This is a genomic window from Lysobacter sp. CCNWLW3, from assembly GCF_036697405.1.
Lineage (GTDB): Bacteria > Pseudomonadota > Gammaproteobacteria > Xanthomonadales > Xanthomonadaceae > Lysobacter.
In genome coordinates this window covers 157,253-176,663 of the sequence record NZ_JBAHWA010000004.1, presented here as the reverse complement: position 1 = coordinate 176,663, position 19,411 = coordinate 157,253, and the positions used below count along the sequence as shown (strand labels likewise).

General features: G+C 68.9%; 21 protein-coding genes. 9 read left to right on the top strand and 12 right to left on the bottom strand.

Annotation, left to right across the window (positions count from 1 at the left end; translation table 11 throughout):
• Positions 1-37: 37 nt before the first annotated feature.
• Entirely contained in the window at positions 38-1,702 is a 1,665-nt protein-coding gene (locus V1318_RS09685) for a hypothetical protein (RefSeq protein WP_332939434.1), read from the top strand.
• Between the two features lie 46 nt (positions 1,703-1,748).
• Positions 1,749-4,205 carry an adenylyltransferase/cytidyltransferase family protein gene (locus V1318_RS09680; RefSeq protein WP_332939433.1) on the top strand — a complete coding sequence of 819 codons (2,457 nt, stop codon included), beginning with the start codon at positions 1,749-1,751 and terminating at the stop codon, positions 4,203-4,205.
• Positions 4,206-4,241: 36 nt separating this feature from the next.
• Here V1318_RS09680 and V1318_RS09675 read toward each other — a convergent pair whose 3' ends face one another.
• From V1318_RS09675 to V1318_RS09660, 4 genes are all read right to left on the bottom strand, one after another.
• A complete protein-coding gene (locus tag V1318_RS09675; protein WP_332939432.1) occupies positions 4,242-5,042 on the bottom strand; it encodes a CatB-related O-acetyltransferase in 801 nt (266 codons plus the stop codon).
• 426 nt (positions 5,043-5,468) lie between these two features.
• Entirely contained in the window at positions 5,469-6,011 is a 543-nt protein-coding gene (locus V1318_RS09670) for an NUDIX hydrolase (protein WP_332939431.1), read from the bottom strand.
• Between the two features lie 30 nt (positions 6,012-6,041).
• On the bottom strand, positions 6,042-6,965 hold the full coding sequence (locus V1318_RS09665) for a 5'-3' exonuclease H3TH domain-containing protein (protein WP_332939430.1): 924 nt from the start codon (positions 6,963-6,965) through the stop codon (positions 6,042-6,044).
• Entirely contained in the window at positions 6,962-7,567 is a 606-nt protein-coding gene (locus V1318_RS09660; protein ID WP_332939429.1) for a nitroreductase, read from the bottom strand. The genes V1318_RS09665 and V1318_RS09660 overlap by 4 nt, the downstream gene beginning before the upstream one ends.
• Positions 7,568-7,587: 20 nt before the next feature.
• Between V1318_RS09660 and V1318_RS09655 the strand changes: the two genes are divergently transcribed.
• The 4 genes from V1318_RS09655 to V1318_RS09640 all read left to right on the top strand — a co-directional run bounded on the left by V1318_RS09655 (position 7,588) and on the right by V1318_RS09640 (position 12,188).
• Positions 7,588-9,984, top strand: a complete 2,397-nt coding sequence (locus V1318_RS09655; RefSeq protein ID WP_332939428.1) for a DUF1631 family protein — start codon at positions 7,588-7,590, stop codon at positions 9,982-9,984.
• A gap of 225 nt (positions 9,985-10,209) precedes the next feature.
• Entirely contained in the window at positions 10,210-11,313 is a 1,104-nt protein-coding gene (locus V1318_RS09650) for an NAD(P) transhydrogenase subunit alpha (protein WP_332939427.1), read from the top strand.
• Entirely contained in the window at positions 11,310-11,828 is a 519-nt protein-coding gene (locus V1318_RS09645; RefSeq protein WP_332939426.1) for a YcxB family protein, read from the top strand. The genes V1318_RS09650 and V1318_RS09645 overlap by 4 nt, the downstream gene beginning before the upstream one ends.
• A gap of 93 nt (positions 11,829-11,921) precedes the next feature.
• A complete protein-coding gene (locus V1318_RS09640) occupies positions 11,922-12,188 on the top strand; it encodes a hypothetical protein (RefSeq protein ID WP_332939425.1) in 267 nt (88 codons plus the stop codon).
• 189 nt (positions 12,189-12,377) lie between these two features.
• On the opposite strand, the gene V1318_RS09635 is transcribed toward V1318_RS09640, so the two are convergent.
• From V1318_RS09635 to V1318_RS09620, 4 genes are read right to left on the bottom strand one after another with little or no spacing between them, the layout of a single operon-like run.
• Positions 12,378-12,884 (bottom strand): DUF3106 domain-containing protein, encoded by a 507-nt coding sequence (locus V1318_RS09635; protein WP_332939424.1) that lies wholly within the window; start codon positions 12,882-12,884, stop codon positions 12,378-12,380.
• A gap of 5 nt (positions 12,885-12,889) precedes the next feature.
• The gene (locus V1318_RS09630) at positions 12,890-13,303 is read right to left on the bottom strand and encodes a hypothetical protein (protein ID WP_332939423.1); all 414 of its coding nucleotides are present in this window, start codon (positions 13,301-13,303) and stop codon (positions 12,890-12,892) included.
• On the bottom strand, positions 13,300-13,848 hold the full coding sequence (locus V1318_RS09625) for an RNA polymerase sigma factor (protein ID WP_332939564.1): 549 nt from the start codon (positions 13,846-13,848) through the stop codon (positions 13,300-13,302). The genes V1318_RS09630 and V1318_RS09625 overlap by 4 nt, the downstream gene beginning before the upstream one ends.
• A gap of 45 nt (positions 13,849-13,893) precedes the next feature.
• Complete coding sequence (locus V1318_RS09620; protein ID WP_332939422.1) at positions 13,894-14,238, bottom strand: hypothetical protein; 345 nt, start codon at positions 14,236-14,238, stop codon at positions 13,894-13,896.
• Positions 14,239-14,372: 134 nt separating this feature from the next.
• On the opposite strand from V1318_RS09620, the gene V1318_RS09615 reads away from it, so the two are divergent.
• Genes V1318_RS09615 through V1318_RS09605 form a run of 3 tightly spaced genes read left to right on the top strand, consistent with a single transcriptional unit; the run spans position 14,373 to position 16,512 of the window.
• Positions 14,373-14,684 (top strand): NAD(P) transhydrogenase subunit alpha, encoded by a 312-nt coding sequence (locus V1318_RS09615; protein WP_332939421.1) that lies wholly within the window; start codon positions 14,373-14,375, stop codon positions 14,682-14,684.
• A complete protein-coding gene (locus V1318_RS09610) occupies positions 14,681-16,114 on the top strand; it encodes an NAD(P)(+) transhydrogenase (Re/Si-specific) subunit beta (RefSeq protein ID WP_332939420.1) in 1,434 nt (477 codons plus the stop codon). The genes V1318_RS09615 and V1318_RS09610 overlap by 4 nt, the downstream gene beginning before the upstream one ends.
• Positions 16,115-16,155: 41 nt before the next feature.
• On the top strand, positions 16,156-16,512 hold the full coding sequence (locus tag V1318_RS09605; RefSeq protein ID WP_332939419.1) for a DUF2185 domain-containing protein: 357 nt from the start codon (positions 16,156-16,158) through the stop codon (positions 16,510-16,512).
• Positions 16,513-16,538: 26 nt separating this feature from the next.
• Here V1318_RS09605 and V1318_RS09600 read toward each other — a convergent pair whose 3' ends face one another.
• From V1318_RS09600 to V1318_RS09585, 4 genes are all read right to left on the bottom strand, one after another.
• Positions 16,539-17,015: a DUF1456 family protein gene (locus V1318_RS09600; RefSeq protein WP_332939418.1), complete on the bottom strand. Its 477-nt coding sequence runs from the start codon at positions 17,013-17,015 to the stop codon at positions 16,539-16,541.
• A 182-nt stretch (positions 17,016-17,197) separates the two neighbouring features.
• On the bottom strand, positions 17,198-17,725 hold the full coding sequence (locus tag V1318_RS09595; protein ID WP_332939417.1) for a cytochrome P460 family protein: 528 nt from the start codon (positions 17,723-17,725) through the stop codon (positions 17,198-17,200).
• Positions 17,715-18,236, bottom strand: a complete 522-nt coding sequence (locus V1318_RS09590; RefSeq protein WP_332939416.1) for a hypothetical protein — start codon at positions 18,234-18,236, stop codon at positions 17,715-17,717. Before V1318_RS09590 ends, V1318_RS09595 begins: the two co-directional genes overlap by 11 nt.
• 57 nt (positions 18,237-18,293) lie before the next feature.
• Positions 18,294-19,178 (bottom strand): AraC family transcriptional regulator, encoded by an 885-nt coding sequence (locus V1318_RS09585; RefSeq protein ID WP_332939415.1) that lies wholly within the window; start codon positions 19,176-19,178, stop codon positions 18,294-18,296.
• Positions 19,179-19,411 lie beyond the last annotated feature (233 nt).

Genomic DNA, 19,411 nt, shown 5'->3' with positions numbered 1-19,411 from the left:
CGACATGCTCAACGATCGATTGTCCGAGATATCCGTCATGCGCGACTCCGGGCTGCTGGACCTGGACTATCTGGCGCGGACGTTGGGTCTGGACCGCGCCGGCGTGGCGGGGATGCCGTTGGAGTTCCTGTACCTGGAGAACAAAAAGTACTGGGCAGCCGCTACCTCGGCGCTGTTCGACGGACGCCACTATCTCGAAGGGAACGAGGACATCCGCGGTGCCGGCATGAATCCGCTGCTGCACTACATTCGGCATGGCTACTTCGAGGGCCGGTCGCCCACTCAGTTGCTCGACATCGATTTCATTCTCGACCAGATCGACCCCGAGCGCCAATCGCGCGAAGCCGATGCTCGCGGCCGCTATCCGATCTTCGAGCGCTACGCCGGGTTGCGCGAAATGCTGCAGGCCACGGACGCGGATCCGTCGCCGTTCTTCGAGAACGCGGTGTTTCGCGCGGACATGAAGGACCGCGCCGGCGAGGCCTCGGGCGTTCCGATCGAGCAGTACCTCCAGGCCGGGGGGCGGTGGGGGAGCGAGTACCTGGAATGCTCCAGCTTCGCGAGCATGGCGTTCTATATGAGCGCCAACTCGGACCTGGAGGCCGCGAACGTCATTCCCCTGATCCACCTGGTCCAGTACGGGCTGTCAGAGAACCGGCGATTCTCGCCGGACGAACGCGTGAGCCAGGCCTTCCTGCGCAACTCCGCGCACCTGTTTGGCGACGAGACCTACAAGAACCTCAAGGGTTTCCTGGCGGGCACCCGCGGCACCGGCAGCATCGCCGGCCCGGCCTGGCCCACGCCCTACGCGCACGCTTCGATCCCGTCGCTGCGGCACGAGGCGCGGAAGGAGGCCCGCCGAGCCTTCGTCGGCGTGGTCCTGTACGAGAACTCCAACGAGGAGGTCGAGCGCTTGAAGGCCTCGATCCAGAACGAGGTGTCGATCAGCAAGGGCTACGACATCGATTGGGCGTACTACGTCAACGACGCGGCCAACGAGTCCAGGTACCGGAAGATCCTGGGCGATAGGCTGATCGTGGATCGCAACCGCGAGAACATCGGCTTCGGTCGCGCCCACAACGAACTGATGAAACGCTGTTTCGGCGTGGATAGGCTCTACATCGGCGCCAATCCGGACGGTTACTTCACGCCCGGTTGCGTCAAGGCCCTGACGGACTTTTCCGACCATTACCAGGGCCAGGCCCTGATCGAAGCCTCGGCGGCGCCGATCGATCACCCCAAGTGGCACGACCCGGTGAGATTGGACACCGCCTGGGTCTCCGGTGCCTGCTTCGCCATGCCGCGAAAGATCTGGCAGCAGATAGGCGGCTTCGACGAAAGCATCCACATGTATTGCGAGGACGTCGACCTGTCGTGGCGCGTGAAGCTCATCGGCGGCCTGCTGAAGGTTTGCCCCACCGCGCGCTTCGTTCACGATGTTACCCCACGATTCGCCGCGGTGAAGGACGAAGCCAAAGAGCGCGCGCGCCATCGGGCCATGCTCGCCGGCGGCTATTACCTCGCCCGTAAGTGGGGCAGCGACGAGCACGCGCGCCGCTTGCGCGACGAGTTCGAGAGCGTGGTGGGGCGAGACAAGTTGCACCTGCTGCAGGAGCCGGCCGTGACCATCGAGGCGGGGATCGCGCGCAAGGTGGCGGACTTCTCCATGAGCAGGTTCGCTCCCTCTCGCTTCTGGTTCTGACGCGAATCGCAGCGTTGGCGCGGTGTCGCATGGGTGCGATTTCAGAATGAAGAAGATAATCACGTTCGGTACGTTCGATCTGCTGCATGACGGTCACCTCAGGATCCTGGAACGCGCCAAGGCGTTGGGCGACTACCTGGTTGTCGGCGTGTCGACGGATCGGTTGAACGCCGAGAAGGGCAAGCGCTCATTCTTCGATCAGCGCCACAGGATGGAGTGCGTGGCCGCGCTCAAGGCGGTCGATGAGGTCTTTTACGAGGATTCCCTGGCCAAGAAGGACCAGTACATCCGCGAGCATCAGGCGGACGTGCTGGTCATGGGCGACGACTGGCAGGGCAAGTTCGACTGGGTCAGCTGCGAAGTCGTCTATCTGCCGCGCACGCCGGGCGTGTCTTCCACCGAGGTCAAGGTCGGGATCGAGGACAAGCTGAAATGCAAGCGAGTGCTGTTCGGCGATACCTATATTAAGAAGCACTACGATTGCACGCTCAGCCTGGTCAACGAGCTGACTGCGGCGAACGTCGCGCCCATCATCACCGCCGCCGAACAGCTGCCGCAAGGGGTGGATTGCGACTGCCTGGTCTATTTCAACCTGCCGGTGAGCCGGCCGCAGGGAGGCTACGCGGACAAGCCCAGAGTGCTGGTCGATCACGGCGCCAGCAATCTCAAATGGTTCCTGGCCGACCAGGACCGCTTCAACTTTTTTGACGTTATCGTAACCGCGGGGCCGGATCATTCCCGCTCCCTGCTGACCTTCTTCCCGGGCAGCGCCGACCATAGCGACAAGGTGCGGTCGGCGGGCTTCATCAAGTCAAAGCAATTGCTGTCGCCGCCGATCTCGACGCGTGAGGAGGTCGCCAGGCGATACCGGCTGGATCCCGCAAAGCCGATCATCCTGTTCGCGCCCACCTGGCATATCTCCAACAATTCGGACATGGCCAGGGCGATCGCCGAGATCGCCGCTGTGGAGAACCATGTGACTCTGCTGCATCCGGAGACGGCGTATCTGGATGTCTCGAAGATGAATGTCGCGGATAACGTGAGCGGGACGGCGAGCGAGTTGCTCAAGCATGCCGATTGCCTGATTTCGGACCTGTCTTCGACCATTTTCGAGGCGGCCGCGTTGGGCAAGCCGGTCGTACAGATCCTGCTGGGGGAGTACTCGGACAACAACGCCACGCTCTACGATTTTCCGTACGTGGCCGGCACGGCCGACTTGTTTTGCGGCGGCTATCCGACCAAGCCCGGCGGCATCCGGGCCGCGGTCGAAGCGGTGATGTCGGACGATCCCTGCGTCGCCGAAGCGCTGCGGCGCATGCGCCGGCGGATCCTGGAGGGCACCGCGATAGGCCAGGACAGCGCCGACTCGATCGTCGAAGAGATCGTCAGGGCTTGCGAGCTGGACGAGGTGACCCGGAAGCGGGCCCTCCGTGGCGCTTCGCCTGCGGTACAAGCCGACTCGCTGGCCATGGCCAACCTGTTTTTCGCGCGCAACACGACGATCGCCCACAAGGCGGGCGATTGCCTGGGCCATCACGCCAGCAACTCGGCGGAGGCGGTCGGCCGTTCCATCCGCGTCTTGGACGCCGTCGAACTGGATCTGGCCCGCTGCAGCGACGGCGTCATCGTGGCACGGGAGGGAAGCGAAGCGAGTTACGGTTTCGAATGCCCGTTCAGCCAGTTGTCGAGCCAGCAGTTCCGGGGCAGCCGCTTCGACGAACGCTTGACGCCGATCGGGCTGGCCGAGGCCATTCGGATCTGCGCCCAGGGCGGCAAGGCCCTGGTCTGCAGCATCGGATCCAGCGCCGACTACGAGTACATCGCCCAGCAGGTGTTTCGCGAGGCCGAGATGCAGGGGGCCGTGGACCGGGTCGTGATGCAGTGTTACGACCGTGGCGATTTCAACGCGGCGCTGCGCATTGGCTTCAGCCGGACGATGCTGGCCGTATGGAAGCATCACTACCGCGACCCGCTCGGGCCGGATGCGATGGCGTTCATCGAGGACTGCATGGCGACCGCGGCCCATGCGGTGGTCGGTATCGCCGTGCCCTATCAGAACAAGCACATGCCGCTGGCCTGCGTCGACGACCCCAGGGCCTTGGGCCTGTACTCGTTCTGGAAGCGCATCTACGTCCACGGCGCTCCCATAGGCGACTATGGGCGGGTACTGAACGCCAACTTCGGCCTGTTCGCCGACGGCTATTCGCAGGCCCTGGATTTCGACCGGTGCCCCGATGGGTTCCAGTGGCGCAGCTATCTGTTCCTCAATCCGGACGTGGCGCTGGCCGGGCACACGAACCAGATCGGGGCGACGACGCACTATCTGCAGTACGGCATGCACGAGGGGCGTCTGTATCGTTACAGCGCGCCGCCGGATTTCTCCCACGCGGTGTATGTCGATATGAACCCCGTGCTGCGCACGACGGGGGTCAGCGGCGCGGATACGGCCAAAGCGCATTGGACGAAGTTCGGAGCGAAGGAGCAGCGTCGCTACAAGCGCTGAGGCGAATGCATCGACAGCGTGGGCAGCGGCCTGCGTTTACGCCTCGAGCGGGGCGGGCGCTTCGATTCGGGTCGGCTGGAAGTCGAACTTCGCCAGCGCGCCGGATTCCAGCGCCTCCAGAGCGCGCTCCGGGCAAGTGAAGTCCAACTCGAAGACCGCGCGCGGGTCCAGGTCCCACCAGGCACTGTCCAGCAACCGGCTGGACGTTTCCTCGGCCACGCGCAGCCGCACCTGCCTGGCCGGATTGCCGGCCACGATGGCGTACGGCGGCACGTCGCGAGTCACGACGCTGTTGGCCGCGACCACGCAGCCCGTGCCGAGTCGTATGCCCATCGCCAGCGTCACGTTGGCGCCGATCCAGACATCGTGGCCCAGGGTCGGGTAGGGACGCATGCCGCCGATCCGAAACCCGGCGGCGAAGTCGCGGATCCGGTCGGTCGCGAACTCGGCGTACAGATGATTGTGCGGGCGGAAGGTGATCGCCGATGTGGTCAGCGTATCGAGCGGGTGGAACGAATCGATGAAGCGCAAGCCGGTGGATATCGAAGCGTACCTTCCCACCGTCAGCCCGTCTGGCAGGCCGGAGTAGGAATAGCTGAAGGCTCCCATCGAGCACAGGCCGCAGGACGGCTGACCGCCCACGAACGGTACGTAGGGGCCCGCGTAAAGCCCGCAATTCCGTTCCAGGGCGACGGTGTGGTGCAGGTGCAGTCTTTGCCCGCGCTTGAGCCAGCCATAGGTGCCATCCTTGGGTGCTGGGCAGTTGTAGCCGAGCAGGATTTTGCGCGAGTGAAGCGCGAACAGCAGCTCGTCCGACACGTCGATATCGAAAGGCATCGGCGTTCAGCTCTCGGATCGGTTCGAGGGGCCGCGCGGGCGCGGCTGCCGCCAATGCTGCGGATCGTGCGCAGCGGAGGGGGCGGCCAGAACCGAGTCGAGCCAAGGCCTGCCGCTGCCTGCGTGCGCGGTCGACGTGGCGCTGGGTTCTGCCGCGGTGCTGGCGGCATGCGGCGGGATCCGGTCGGTATCGCCGCAAGGCAGTAGGTGCATGAGCCGGATGCGCCGGTCGTGGATGCCGATCAGCTTAGCGTTCGTTGCCGTGCGGAAACAGACGGAAAAGGCGTGATTTCACGGTGTCGGTAGTGGTGCCGTATGGCACGGACGACGGCAGGATCGCGACTTGGATGCGGTGCCTCGACCCGGCGCGGCGGCCGCCAGGCGCGCGGCCGTACTCGCAGATCGCGCGCTCGCCGGACGGTGCGCTCAATCCGCGCGCGACCCGTCCGGATTGTGCTCGATCATCCACAGCCCCGCCCACAGCTTGAGGTCGAGCTCGTAGCCCTCGGCGTGCTTGCGCATCAGCCAGCCCGGCGCGTCGGCGCGCGGCACTTCGTGGACCACGATGTCCTCGCCGTCGACGCCGCCGCCTTCGCCGACGCGGCGCAGCTGGCGCGCGCGTACGAAGGCGATGCGTTCGCTGCTCATGCCCGAGGAGGTCGGGCCGGTCAGCAGCACTTCCACGCGCCCGGCCTCCCAGCCGGTCTCTTCGATCAGTTCGCGGCGGGCGGCGCTTTCCAGGGTGTCGGTGTCGTGGTCGTCGCCGACCAGGCCGGCTGGCATTTCGATGGTGCGCGCGTTCAAGGGCACCCGGTATTGCTCGACGAACAGCAGCTTGTCCTCGGGCGTCACCGCGACGATGATCACCGCCATGCCGTTGCCGTGGGTGCGCTCGGCATACTCCCAGCGGCCGCGGCGCATCATCCGCAGCCATTGGCCGTCGTACAGGGTTTCGACTGGTTCGTTCATCGCGTGTCCGGGCATCCGTTCGCTCCGATGCTACGACGGAAGCGATGACGCCGCGAAGTCCAGGCCCGCGGCCTCGTGCAGGCGGCGCCGGGTCATGGGGCCGAATCGCAGGGCTTCGCACAGGCCCAGCAGTTCCGGCGCCAGGCCGCGGCCGCGCAGGAACGGGGCGGCGTCGTCGCCGAGCGGGGCGTCCAGGGCGATCGTGGTCAGGCGCCGGCACAGCAGGGCCTGTTCGCGGTGTTCGCGCAGGCGCGCGGCCGCGCTGGCGGCGCCGCGCACGCGCAGGAAGGGGACTTCCTCGACCCGCGCCAGCAGCGCGTCCAGGCTGCCGAAGTGGCCGAGCAGGGCGGCCGCGGTCTTGGCGCCGATGCCGGGCACGCCGGGGATGTTGTCGACCGCGTCGCCGCACAGGGCCAGGTAGTCGGCGATCTGGCGGGCTTCGACGCCGTGGCGGGCCGGCACGCCGTCGGCGCGCCAGCGCTGGCCGCGCGCGTAGTCCCATTGTTCGTCCGCACCGTCCAGCAACTGCGACAGGTCCTTGTCGGCCGAGACGATCACGCCGCGGTAGCCCTGCACGCGCATCGCGGCCAGGGCGCTGCCGATCAGGTCGTCGGCCTCGTACTCGCTGTGCGCCAGCACCGGCAAGCCGAGCGCGCGGCACAGCGACTTGCAGTGCACGAACTGGCGCTTGAGTTCCTGCGGCGCCGGTTCGCGGTTGGCCTTGTAGGCGGGGTAGAAGGCGTTGCGGAAGCACGAGTCCAAGGCTTCGTCGAAGGCGATCGCGATATGGCGCGGGCGTTCGCGTTCGATCAGTTCGACCAGGAAGCGCGCGAAGCCGTGCACGGCGTTGGTCGGCCAGCCCTGCGCATCCTCGAACTCGTTGGGCATCGAGTGCCAGGCCCGGAACACGTACAGGCTGGCGTCGACCAGGTACAGCGGCGGCGCGGCGCTCATTCGGGCGTCCAGGCGCTCAGCAGCGCGAGCGGGTCGGGGCGCTCGCGCTCCGGGGCGTCGAGTTTGGGGGTGCCGATGTGGATGAAGCCGGCCACGCGCTCGTCGGCGCCCAGGCCGAACCAGGCGCGGACCTGGGGGTCGTAGGCCGGCCAGCCGGTCAGCCAGACCGCGCCGTAGCCCAGGGCCTGTGCGGCCTGGAGCAGGGCGAAGCAGACGCAGCCGGCGGTCAGCAGGCGCTCCTGCTCGGGGATCTTCTCGTCCGGGCCCAGGCGCGCGATCACCACCACTATTAAAGGAGCGTGCGAGAAGCGCCCGCGATCCTTCTCGACCGCGGCCTCGCCGGCGTCGGGGTCGCGCTCCCGGCCGCGCGCGGCCAGGCGCTCGCCCAGGGTATGGCGGGCGTCGCCGCGGATGCTGAGAAAGCGGAACGGCACGCGCTTGCCGTGGTCGGGCACGCGCACCGCCGAGCGCAGCATGCGCTCGAGTTCGCGCGGGTCCGGCCCCGGTTCGGTGAGCTGTTTGGCTGGCACCGAGCGCCGAGTGTCTAGAGCCGCTAACGCTTTTTCGGATTCAGGAGGAAAGTCGGGATCGATTCGGGACATCAGTCACAAAAGCCTATTTTGTGTGTGCATTCGCTGTCGTATCTTGCCACTATGCTGTTGCCAACTGCCTAAAAACGGCACGTTCGGTCCACACGATTCAGCCCTTCACGGGAACAGGGGAAAACGCAGTGTCTGGTCACCTGCACGGCGTCGCTCAAGCCACGCGTACCGATCCCTTGCGCATGCTCGAGGAGATCAAGCGCCTGGCGTTGGAGCAGCTGGGCGGCCTGCCTGGGACCCTGTACGGCCCGATCGAGGACGCCATGAAGGTGGACTCGCTGAAGGGCGACGGCAAGCACCATCAATACGAAGAACAGGCTGCATTGTGGGTGCTGCGGCAGCATCAGGCTACCCATGTGATGGCGTTCCGCCAGCAGGTGGCCAAGGGTTTCGACGAATTCCGCGCCCTGCGCATCCGCAGCGGCGGCGAAGTGCCGATGCGGCTGGTGGACGAGAACCAGCTCGAGTTCGACCTGGCCGGCGAACGCCTGACCGAATCCCTGTGCGGCCGCTACGCGCGCCCCCTGGATATGGTCCAAGGCCGTCTGGCCGCGGTTTCCGAAGTCATGGGCCTGGCGCCCGGCGCGAATCCGATCGGCCCGCAGCGCCTGGTCGCCGCCTTCGTCGAGACCTTCGTCGACGCGCAGCTGCCCGAGCCGCTGCGCGCGCGGCTGTTCCGCCAGTACGAGCATGAGCTGGCACGCGTGCTGGGCGACCTGTACGGCCGGGTCAACACCCTGCTGTCCAGCGGCGGCTACGGGGTCGGGCTCGGCCCGGGCCTGGGCGCCAAGCCGCCGCGCGAACCGGTGCGCGAGCGCGGCTACGGCGACACTTACGATCCGAACCATGGCGCGGGCTTTGGGGGGCCTGCGCCGGGCGCCGGCGGTTATGGCGCATATGGCGGCGTCGCGCCGCCCCATGGCGGCTCGGCCGCCCAACACGACCCCCAACGTCCGCCGATGTCGCCCAGCGATATCGCGGCCATGGCCAGCGAGCTCGCCGACTTGCGCAGTCAATTGCATGCCTGGCGCGAAGGACTGATGCGGTCCGACGCCGTTCCCAACGCTCACGCCCCGCAGCGCACCATGGCGCCGCGCCGAGAGCTGCGTATCGACGAAGTGGTCAGCGTGGCCTCGCTGCTGCAACCCGAACCGCCGGACGCGTTCGCGCGCGCCCTGGCCGTGTCCGGGCGGCTGGGCGAGAGCATCCGCGACCACCTGCACGACGGCGCGCGCCGGCTCGGGCTGAACCCCGACCAGACCTGCTTCAGCGCCGAAGAAGACGATGCGATCGACCTGGTCGCCTTGCTGTTCGATTCGCTGTTCCGCAATCACGCCCTGCAGGATCGCGCGCGCCGTCTGTATGCGCGCCTGGTGCTGCCCTACGTCAAGGTCGCGCTGACCGACAACGAAGTGTTCGTCAAGCGCGAGCACCCGGCGCGCCGCCTGCTCGACGCGATCACCGAGGCCTGCGAAGGCAACGACGGCGAGACCCCGCAGGACCGCGAACTGCTCGACCGCGCCACCGAGATCTCGCAGCGCGTGGTCGCCGAATACAACGAAGACGTGGCCGTGTTCGAGATGGCGCACGCCGAACTCGACGCCCTGCTGGCCCAGCAGCGTCGCCGCGTCGAGCTGCAGGAGCAGCGCGCGGCCAAGGCCACCTACGGCCGCGAGCGCCTCGGCGCGGCGCGCAACCAGGCCGACCACGCCCTGCGCGAACGCCTGGCCGAGCCGCCGCTGACCCAGGCCGTGGCCGACTTCCTGGCCATGCCCTGGCGTCATCACCTGGTCCAGGTGCTGCTGCGCGAAGGCGGCGAAGCCCGCCGCGACGAGGCCCTGTCGCTGGCCGACGCCCTGATCGAAGCCGATCGTCTGGCGTCGGAGCAGCGCGGCCGCGAACTCGCCGACCACCTGATCTCCCTGCAGCCGCTGATCGTGCAGTGCCTGGCCAGTTCGGGCCTGGACGACAGCGCCGCCCAGCACGGCATGGCCGGACTGGTGCGGGCGCTGGCGACGCCGGATTCGGCGCGCCGCACGCGCCCGGCCTCGCCGCTGCCCGCGGCCGAGGACGAGGCGATCGAGGAAACCCGCCGCTTCCTGCCGCCGGGCAGGGACGTGTCCCAGCACGATCCGGTCCTGGCCGAGCGCATGCGCGGCCTGGATCCGGGCGACTGGCTGCGCCTGACCGATCTGCAGGGCGAACAGATGGCGGCCAAGGTGGCCTGGGTCAGCCCGCTGACTTCGCGCTATCTGCTGGTCAACCGCCGTGGCCTGCGCGTGTTCGCGGCCTCGGCCGAGGAACTGGCGATCCTGGCCAGCGAAGGCCGGCTCAGCATCGGCGCCGAGCGCAACGCCTTCGACGAGGCCATGCGCCAGGTCCGCCGCCATCTCGATCGCGCGGTCGGGCACCGCTAAGAGCGAGTAGAGAGCGGGGAGGAGTGAGGAGCGAGACAGAGCGGCTCCCGCTCTGTGGCAGTTGGCGCGCCTCGCCGTGACCGTGCCTGCGTTCGCTTTTTAGCTGCTCACCCCATCCGCAACGGCGCCGACGGCGTCCTGCTGGCGCCGCCCTCCGCTGCGCTCGCTCCTGGCCTTATTCGGCTAGGATGCGGCGAGACACCATCACCGGGTACGGAGCGAAGCATGGCGGGGATCACCATAGGCGTTGCGAGCGAAACCGCGGCGGGCGAGCGGCGCGTCGCGCTGACCCCGGAAACCTGCAAGAAGCTGGTCGCTCGCGGCGCGCGCGTGCGCGTGCAGCGCGGTGCCGGTCGCGCCGCCAGTTTCGGCGACGAGGCCTATGCGCAGGCCGGCGCCGAGCTCGCCGACGATGCCGCCGCCACCCTCGCCGACGCCGACCTGGTGCTGTGCGTGCAGCCGCCGGACGCCGCTGCGCTGGGCCGTTTGCGCCAAGGCGCGGTCCTGGTCGGTTCGCTCGCGCCGCAGGCCGACGCCGCACGCGGCGAAGCGATCGCTGCGCGCGGGCTGGTCGCGTTCCCGCTGGAGCGCCTGCCGCGCACCACCCGCGCCCAGGCCATGGACGTGCTGAGTTCGCAGGCCGGCATGGCCGGCTACAAGGCGGTGCTGATCGCCGCCCAGTTGGCGCCGCGCTTCTTCCCGATGCTGACCACCGCGGCCGGCACCATCCGTCCGTCCAAGGTGCTGATCGTCGGCGCCGGCGTCGCCGGCCTGCAGGCCATCGCCACGGCCAAGCGCCTGGGCGCGCAGGTCGAAGGCTTCGACGTGCGCCCGGAAACGCGCGAACAGATCGAATCGCTGGGCGGCAAGTTCCTCGACTTGGGCGTCAGCGCCGCGGGCGAGGGCGGTTACGCGCGCCAGCTCACCGAGGAGGAACGCGCCGAGCAGCAGCGCCGCCTCGGCGAGCATCTGAAGAACATCGACGTGATCGTCTGCACGGCCGCGGTGCCGGGCCGCCCGGCGCCGAAGATCGTGACCGCGGCGATGATCGCCGGCATGAAGCCGGGCAGTGTGCTGGTCGACCTGGCCGCGGAAACCGGCGGCAACTGCGAGCTGACCCGTCCCGGCGAGACCGTGGACGTGGAAGGCGTGACCATCGCCGGCCCGCTCAACCTGGCCAGCAGCGGCGCGGTGCACGCCAGCGAGATGTACGCGCGCAACGTGTTCAACTTCGTCAGCCTGTTCGTCGACAACGGCGAGCTCAAGTTCGACTGGAACGACGAGCTGCTGGCCAAGACGGTGTGGCCGGAGCGCGCGCCGGCGGCATGAGTTCGTCGGCGCCGGATCAGGCCGAGATCGAGGTTCGGTTCCGCTATAGCTATTGGGATCGGCTCCGCTCGGCCCTGGTGATGTCGTGGCAGACCCCGCTAGGCATCCTGGGGATGCTGGCGGCGCCGTTGATCGTATCGGTGCTGCTGGTGCAACTGTATCGGGGCTTTTCGATCGATGCGGCAGGCCCCGCACTGGCGGCGCTGGCGTTGGCGTTGGCATTCCCGTTGTTGATGCAGGCCGTCTTGACCGCCACGGTGCACTTCTCCCGGCCCCACAAAGGACGGATCTACCGGTACCGCTTCGGCGACTTCGGCTTGCGCGCCCTCAGCGAGACCGAGGAATGGACGCAGTCTTGGAAAGCGATCCTGCAGGTGAAGCAACAAGGCGGTTTCCTGTTGCTGTTTTTCTCGCGAAATTGCGCGCACTGCTTACCCTCCCGCCAAGTGCGGGAGGCCTTGGGGCCGATTCTGTCCCTGGCACGCGCGCACGGTGTTCGCGTCGGCGAAAGCTGATCAAGGCTCGGCCCATTGCTATTCAGCGCTCGGTCGCACGCGCTTAACCCGAGTGCGCGCAAGCTGCGCGGCGTCCCCGAGCGGAGCCATGGCATGGACGACGATCTCGAAGCGATGACGATCGAGCGATTGCGCGAGGAAGTACGACGCCTGCGTGCCGGCATCCGCGCGCATCGCGACAGCAGCCTGCACGAGCTGTGCTGGCATCACCCGCAGTTGTGGGATCTGTTGCCCGAACCCACGCCGGCGGAGATCGCGGTGCCGGAATGGCCGGCCTTCATGCGCGGCTGCGTGCGCTACCGGCAATCGCTGGATCGGCTGCGGCCGGACGCGCCCAGGGTCGATGTCGAGGCGGAATGAGCCCTCGCCGCGAGCTTTTCCCACATCGCGCAAGAGCGACGATCCCGCCGGCCCTCCCTTTCGCAAAAGCGGGGACCTGTCTTCCCCCTTTGAAAAAGGGGGATTGAGGGGGATTTGCTTTTAGGCCCACAGGCCCATAGGCGAAAGCAATCCCCCTAGCCCCCTTTTGCGAACGGGGCACCGAACTCGTCAACGCTCTGCGCGCGGCGCATCCTTCGGGCCGCGGCGATCGCGGTCGTCGTCGCGGTCGCGCGGTTTCGGCGGATGGGCCTGCATCCATTCGCGGCGCTGCTCCGGCGTCATCGCGCGCCAGCGCTCGCGCAGCGCCTCGCGGTCGGCTTCGCTGAGGTTGCGCATCTGGCCGAACAAGGCGCGCGCCTGTTCGCGTTGCTCCGGGTTCATGCCTTCCCAGCGGCGCATGCCGTGGCGGGCGCGCTTGCGTTGATCCGGCGTCATCTGCTGCCAGCGGCGGGCGTGGTCGAGCATGCGCAGGCGCTCGCCGGGTTCGGCGTTCCAGCGCTCGCGCACCGGCGCGATCAACTGCTCGCGCTGCTGCGGACTGAGCTGTTCCCAGGCCGGCGGCGTGGCGGCCTTGGGGTCGGCCGGTTTGGGGCCGCCGGCGAAGGCCGGGGCCGCGGCCAGCAGCGCCAGCCCGAGCAGGGCGGCCAGTGCGGGGCGGAACGAAAGGCGGGACATGCGGCTTACTCCGTTGCGGGCAGGTCGTCGTCGGACGCCAGCCACAGGTAGAAATCGGGATTCTCGTCCAGCGAGGCCAGCGCGGTGCTGCTGTCGTAGGCGGCGGCTTCGGGCGCGGGCAGGCCGGCGATCGAGGGTGCGGCCTGGATCGGCGCGCCGGTCTGCGGGCCGCGTTGCAACTGCAGGCCGATCGCCAGCGCGAACACCGCCGCGCAGCCGCTGGCCAGGGCCCAGCCCAGGCCCCGGCGCGGCGCGCGCGCATCGGCGCTCGCGGCGTGCCGGGCCAGGCGCAGGCGCGCGCGGGTGGACGGCGAGACTTCGGCCAGCGCGCGCCGGTGCAGGGCGCGCGCGGCCTCGTCGAAGGCGCGGTCGGCGCCGGCCGGGCCGTCGCTGCCGTAGCGTGGGTCGTTGTGGTTCATCGCCAGTCCTCCAATTGTCGCTGCAGCGCTTCGCGCGCGCGCGACAGATGCGTCTTCACCGCGCCTTCGCTGCAGCCCATCGCCCGCGCGGTCGTGGCGACGTCGAGTTCTTCCAGTATTCGCAGGCTGAAGGCCTCGCGCTGCCGGCGCGGCAGGGCGCCCAGCGCGTCGGCCAGTTTTGCGTAGGCCTCGCGGCCGTCGTGGGCGCGCGAGGGGTCGGGGCCGTCGTCGGCCCAGTCCAGCGGGGTCTCGTCTTCGCGCGCGGCCGGCATCAACCAGCGCAGCCGGAACGTGCGCCGGCGCTGCAGGTCGACGATGCGGCTGCGCAGGATGCTCCAGAACAGCGGGGTCCATTCCGCGGCCGGACGCTCGCGGTAGCCGAGCATCTTCACCATCGCGTCCTGCACCGCGTCCAGCGCGTCCTCGCGCTGGCGCAGGCCGAGTTCGGCGAAACGGAACGCACGCGTGCCGATGCCGGCGAGGAATTCCTCCAGCGTCGCGGGGCTGCGCTCGGCCGCGTCCGCTGGGGGCGCGGCCAGAGCCAGATCGTCGGCTTCTGCGGACACGATTTGCAGCATACGGGTCAAGGCTTAATGCCGGCGGTCCCAGCGGCGGTCGAAACGCTCGCCGCGGCGGTCCCAATGCGCCTGCGCCAGATCGCCGCGCCGGTCCAGGCGGGCCTCGACACGTTCGCCGTGGCGGTCGACGCGGGCCGCCGCGCGCGCGTGGCCGTGGGCGGCCAGGGCGTCGGCGCGGCGGTCGCTACGGGTTTCGATGCGGTCGCCGCGCCGGTCCAGGCGGCGGTCGATGCGCTCGCCGTGGCGTTCCATGCGCTGCTCGACCCGGTCGCCAGGGTCGCCGGCGACGGCGTTGCCGGCCAGGCCCAGGGCGGCGCCCAGACAGGCCAGGACGACCAGGTACGGTGCGGTTTTCATGCGGCTCTCCTCGTCGGCGGGTGCGTTTGGCCCCTGTGAGGAGGCAAACGCCCGGCCGCCGTCACGGTTGACAGCGCTGGCGCCCGGTTCATGGAACGTTATGATGCCCAAGACATCGCATGGGGAAGGCAAAGATGGGCGACGGGTTCGTGGCGCTGTACATCTTCATGCTGGCGGCGATCGCCGGCCACGTGATCATCTCGCGGGTGCCGGTGATCCTGCACACACCGCTGATGTCCGGCTCCAACTTCATCCACGGCATCGTCCTGATCGGCGCGATGGTGGTCCTGGGCCATGCCGACACCACCCTGGAGAAGGCGATCGGCTTCGTCGCGGTGCTGCTGGGCGCGGGCAACGCGGCCGGCGGCTACGTGGTCACCGAGCGCATGCTGGAGATGTTCAAGGCCAGCAAGAAGCCCGACGGCAAGTCCGGGGGCAAGGCATGAGCGCGCAGGTGCTGCTGGCGTCGGCCAGCTATTTCGTCGCCGCCACCCTGTTCCTGCTGGGCCTGCAGCGCATGGCCTCGCCGGTGACCGCGCGCAGCGGCATCCGCTGGGCCGGCATGGGCATGCTGATCGCGACCGCGGCCACCTTCCTGCTGCCCGAGCTGCACAACATCGTGCTGATCCTGTTGGCGCTGACGATCGGCACGGCCCTGGCCTGGATCTCGGGCAAGAAGGTCGCGATCACCGACATGCCGCAGATGGTCGCGCTGTACAACGGCATGGGCGGCGGTTCGGCGGCGGCGATCGGCGCGGTCGAGCTGCTGCGCTTCGCCAGCCTGCAGACCAGCGACCCGCTGCTGGCGCAGTTGCAGTCCGGCCACGTCGACATGCAGCAGCCGACCACCACGGTGGTGCTGGCGGTGATCGGCGCGGCGATCGGCGCGGTCTCGCTGTCGGGTTCGATCATCGCCTGGGCCAAGCTCGACGGTCGCCTGGACCGGCGCGTGGTGTTCCCCGGCCAGCAGATCTTCAACGCCGCGGTGGCGCTGGCCCTGGTCGCGCTGGGCGCGGTCGTGGTGCTGACCCTGAACGTGCCGGCGATCATCGCCTTCTTCGTGGTCGCGCTGGCCCTGGGCGTGCTGATGACGCTGCCGATCGGCGGCGCCGACATGCCGGTGGTGATCTCGCTGTACAACGCCCTGACCGGCCTGGCGGTGGCCTTCGAAGGCTATGTGCTGGGCAACGAAGCCCTGATCATCGCCGGCACCATGGTCGGCGCGGCCGGCATGCTGCTGACGCGCCTGATGGCCAAGGCCATGAACCGGCCGATCACCGGCGTGCTGTTCTCCAACTTCGGCGGCGGCGGCCAGGCCCAGGAAATCAGCGGCAGCCAGAAGCCGATCGAGGCCGGCGACGTGGCAGCGATGATGGCCTTCGCCGAACGCGTGGTGATCGTGCCCGGCTACGGCCTGGCGGTGGCGCAGGCCCAGCACAAGATATGGGAGCTGACCCAGAAGCTCACCGAGCGCGGGGTCAAGGTGAAGTTCGCGATCCACCCGGTCGCCGGGCGCATGCCGGGCCACATGAACGTGCTGCTGGCCGAGGCAGGCGTGCCCTACGACATGATCGTGGACATGGACGACATCAACCCGGAGTTCCCGAACACCGACGTGTCGCTGGTGATCGGCGCCAACGACGTGGTCAATCCGGTCGCCAAGACCGATCCGTCCTCGCCGATCTACGGCATGCCGATCCTGGACGTGGTCAATTCCAAGAATACGGTGGTGATCAAGCGCGGCAAGGGCACCGGCTTCGCCGGCATCGAGAACGCGCTGTTCTACGCCGACAACACCCGCATGCTGTTCGGCGACGGCGCCGAGATGGCCAGCGCGCTGGTGTCGGAACTCAAGGCGCTGGACGGCGGGCACTAGCCGCCGCGCCGGCCGCCCGATACAGACAGGGAGGGCGCGCGATGTGGCCGTTCAAGAAGAAGTCGCCGCCGCCGGCGGATGGCGACGATCGGCTGGCGGCGTTCGCGCCGCTGGTGCTGGCCTCCGACCGGGTGACCGGCCCGCAGCGGCTGCCGGTGCGCTACGCCTACCGGTCCGAGCCCAACAATCCGCACGACTCGGGCTGGATATTCCAAAGCGGCGACGAAACCCAGGCGTGGTTGGACGCGAACCCGCCCAAGATCTATCCGCTGGAGCGCTTCATCCGCATGGACGAAAGTCTGCTGGACATCGTTCGCGCCGAGGTCGGCAGCGCCTGGGAGCGCGACTCGGCGCAAGCGCCGTGGCGGCGGATCGAGGACTTCCGGCGCCCGGACTGAGGCGCCCGCCCGCGCGGTCCGCGCGCTTATCCGTTGGCGCCGCGCACGCGCAGCGTCAGGCCCTTGAGGAAGTTGCGCAGCAGCTGATCGCCGCAGGCGCGGTAGTTCTTGTGGTCGCTCTGGCGGAACAGCGCGCTCAATTCCGGCTTGGACACCGGGAAACCGGCGTCGGCGAAGGCCTGGTGCATGTCGATGTCCTTCAGCTCGAACGCGACCCGCAGCTTCTTCAGCACCAGGTTGTTGCTGACGCGCTTTTCGAACGGGCGCGGCGGCAGGCTCTCGTCGCGGCCGCGATAGTGGTAGACCAGCCCGTCGAGGAAGCGCGCGAGCACCGCGTCGCTGCATTCGGCATAGCCTTCGTCCTCGTCCTTCTTGAGGAAGGCCTGGACTTCGGCCTTGTCGAGCGCGAAATCGGGGTCGGCCAGCTTGACCAGTTCCACGACTTTGTTGTCGCTGAGGTCGAGCATGTAGCGGATGCTGCGCAATACGTCGTTGGTGATCATCGCCTGTCCTGCCGGGGCGGGCCGGACTGGCCGGTTCCGCGAAGAGGCGATTTTGGCATTTCGGGCGCGTGCGGGCGCGGCCGTATCGGTCGGCAAGGCGGATTTCGTCGGCCGCGCGGCGCCGGCCGGCCAGGAAGCGGCAGCCGTCCCTGGCCGCCGTCGGGGAATGCGAGGCGCAGGCCTCAGTCCTGCAGCTCGCTGAAAACGTAGTCCCGGGCCTTGCGCTGCTCGTGGCAGGCCGCGCAGCCGGCGCGCTGGGCCGGGCCGAGGCGGTCGCGCGACTGGCCGGCGGCGAACTCGGCATAGCCCCAGCCGCCGGTGGCGGCGTAGCGGCGCGCATCCTTGACCATCACATTGACGTGGCGGCGCGGTCCCTGGTCGATGCTGCCGTCGGGCGTGGTGCGGGTTTCGAACAGGTCGTAGACCAGCACCGAGCCGTCGGCGAACCTGCCCTTGGCATACCCGGCCAGCGCGGTCCGGTTGGCGTAGATGTGGTGCAGGCCGCCGTAGCTGGCGAAGGCGGGATGGCCGGCGGGAATCAGGCCGCTCTTGACGTGGGTCCAGCGCGTATAGCCCTGCGGAAACGCGATCGGCGCGGTGCCCGCCGGTTCGGGCGCGGCGTGGACGATGGAAATCGCCAGCGCGGACGCCAGCGCGCCGGCGCAGGTGATCGCGGCGGCGATCGCGACGCCACGGGCCTCAACGCGCATCGGCGGTGACGCCCGGGGCGCGCGCGCGGTCGCCGGCGACAAAGCCGCGGCGCAGGATCAGCGCGATAGGCAGGCCGACCAGCACGGCATGGGCGGCGATGCTGCATGCGATCCACAGGGTGTTGCCGCCACTGCCGCCGGGCGCCGCCGACAGCGGCACCACCACATAGGTCATCAACACGTACAGCAAGACGCCGTAGAGCAATCCGTAGCGCACCGGCCGCGCGATCAGCGCCGGCCAGCGGCGTGCGATGAGTGCGTAGGCCGCGGCCATCCCGGTGGCGATGAAGAAATGCAGGAACAGCCCGAGCGCGGCCGTGCCGTTGCCGCCCGCGAACGCGTCCTTGCCGAGCAGGCCGGCGGCGATGCTTTGGCCGATGCGCTGCGGCGGCACGCCCTTGAGGCCCCAGAAGCTGGTCGCGTAGACGATGTCCAAGGTGCCGGCGACCAGGCCCGCGGCGAGGACGTAGAGCAACAGGGTGCGAGCGGTGGGCAGGGCGGAGCGGGGCATGCGGTGATCCTCGTCGGTGCTGCGGTGTCGTGGCGATGGGGTCGGAGCGGTGGTGTCTCAGGCCGCCTGCGATTGCGCGCATTCCATCCGCCGCGCCTCGGTCGCGGTCAGGCCGAAGGAGTGCTTGAAGGCGCGGCAGAACGCGCTCTGGCTTTCGAAGCCCAGGGCCTCGGTGATCTCGCACACCGGCATGCGGGTTTCGCGGACCATGCGCCAGGCGCGGTCGGAGCGCAGGCGCGCGGCGTACTCGGTCGGGGTTTCGTCGAACACGTCGCGGTAGATGCGGATCAGGTGGCAGGGCGAGTAACTGGCGCTGCGCGCGAGCCGCGCCAGGTCCAGGCGCGCGTCGGGGTGACGGCGGATCAGGTGCTGCACGCGCAGCAGGCGCAGCAGGGTCTGCTGGCGCCGGCGCAGGGTGCGCCCGCTGCAGCGCTGCAGTCGCTGGTGCAGATCGCGCTGCTGATCGACCAGGGCCGCGCACAAGGCTTCCAGCAGCGGTTCGATGTCGTCTTCGACGTCGCGCGTGCGGCGCGCCAGGCGCACGGTCAGGCGGCGCAGGTCGCGGCCGGCCGGGCCCTCCCAGGGGAACAGGTCGGCGCTGCCGGCGTCGGCGCCGACCTCGTCGCCGTGCTGGCTGCGCAGGTAGCGCGCCCAGGCGGCCTGCGAGCCGGCCAGCGCCAGCCAACCGCAGGGCTGGCGCGCGCTGCAGCGCAGCGGGCCTTCGCGCCAGATCTGGGCGTGGCCGGCTTCGATTTCCCAACTGCTGTCCTGGGCCTCGCAGCGTAGGCGGCCCGACAGCGGCAGGCAGAACGAGATCCATTGCGCGGGCAGCTCCACCTGGGCGCCGCGCGCGGAGGCGCGGATCAGGTGCAGTTGGTCGCCGGCGCAGGCGCTGAGGTCGAGGTTCTCGGCGAATCGTAGGGGGTGATAGCGCAGGTTCACGGGGGCTCTCGCGATTCGATGGCGCGTCCGGCGCCGTTGTGTCCACCCTACCCAGCGTCGCGCGCGGACTGGAGGACCAATTTTTTCGAATGCGATGGAGCCAATCGGGCCCGCGGCGGTGGGTCCGAAAAAAGAGCCCGGGATGATCCCGGGCATGCCTGCGGACGGTGGGTGCGCTGTGCCGTGGTTTCCTGCGTGCCGGACTAGCGTCGACCTTGCTTCGGAGAGAGAGA

Bases quoted from the DNA above. Each gene is read 5' to 3' on its own strand.
- V1318_RS09675 (WP_332939432.1), bottom strand. From the start codon at position 5,042: ATGCCTTTCGATATCGACGTGTCGGACGAGCTGCTGTTCGCGCTTCAC.
- V1318_RS09680 (WP_332939433.1), top strand. From the start codon at position 1,749: ATGAAGAAGATAATCACGTTCGGTACGTTCGATCTGCTGCATGACGGT.
- V1318_RS09660 (WP_332939429.1), bottom strand. From the start codon at position 7,567: ATGTCCCGAATCGATCCCGACTTTCCTCCTGAATCCGAAAAAGCGTTA.
- V1318_RS09635 (WP_332939424.1), bottom strand. From the start codon at position 12,884: ATGTCCCGCCTTTCGTTCCGCCCCGCACTGGCCGCCCTGCTCGGGCTG.
- V1318_RS09590 (WP_332939416.1), bottom strand. From the start codon at position 18,236: ATGCCCCGCTCCGCCCTGCCCACCGCTCGCACCCTGTTGCTCTACGTC.
- V1318_RS09595 (WP_332939417.1), bottom strand. From the start codon at position 17,725: ATGCGCGTTGAGGCCCGTGGCGTCGCGATCGCCGCCGCGATCACCTGC.
- V1318_RS09615 (WP_332939421.1), top strand. From the start codon at position 14,373: ATGGGCGACGGGTTCGTGGCGCTGTACATCTTCATGCTGGCGGCGATC.
- V1318_RS09670 (WP_332939431.1), bottom strand. From the start codon at position 6,011: ATGAACGAACCAGTCGAAACCCTGTACGACGGCCAATGGCTGCGGATG.
- V1318_RS09685 (WP_332939434.1), top strand. From the start codon at position 38: ATGCGCGACTCCGGGCTGCTGGACCTGGACTATCTGGCGCGGACGTTG.
- V1318_RS09610 (WP_332939420.1), top strand. From the start codon at position 14,681: ATGAGCGCGCAGGTGCTGCTGGCGTCGGCCAGCTATTTCGTCGCCGCC.
- V1318_RS09620 (WP_332939422.1), bottom strand. From the start codon at position 14,238: ATGAAAACCGCACCGTACCTGGTCGTCCTGGCCTGTCTGGGCGCCGCC.
- V1318_RS09650 (WP_332939427.1), top strand. From the start codon at position 10,210: ATGGCGGGGATCACCATAGGCGTTGCGAGCGAAACCGCGGCGGGCGAG.
- V1318_RS09645 (WP_332939426.1), top strand. From the start codon at position 11,310: ATGAGTTCGTCGGCGCCGGATCAGGCCGAGATCGAGGTTCGGTTCCGC.
- V1318_RS09640 (WP_332939425.1), top strand. From the start codon at position 11,922: ATGGACGACGATCTCGAAGCGATGACGATCGAGCGATTGCGCGAGGAA.
- V1318_RS09605 (WP_332939419.1), top strand. From the start codon at position 16,156: ATGTGGCCGTTCAAGAAGAAGTCGCCGCCGCCGGCGGATGGCGACGAT.
- V1318_RS09665 (WP_332939430.1), bottom strand. From the start codon at position 6,965: ATGAGCGCCGCGCCGCCGCTGTACCTGGTCGACGCCAGCCTGTACGTG.
- V1318_RS09600 (WP_332939418.1), bottom strand. From the start codon at position 17,015: ATGATCACCAACGACGTATTGCGCAGCATCCGCTACATGCTCGACCTC.
- V1318_RS09630 (WP_332939423.1), bottom strand. From the start codon at position 13,303: ATGAACCACAACGACCCACGCTACGGCAGCGACGGCCCGGCCGGCGCC.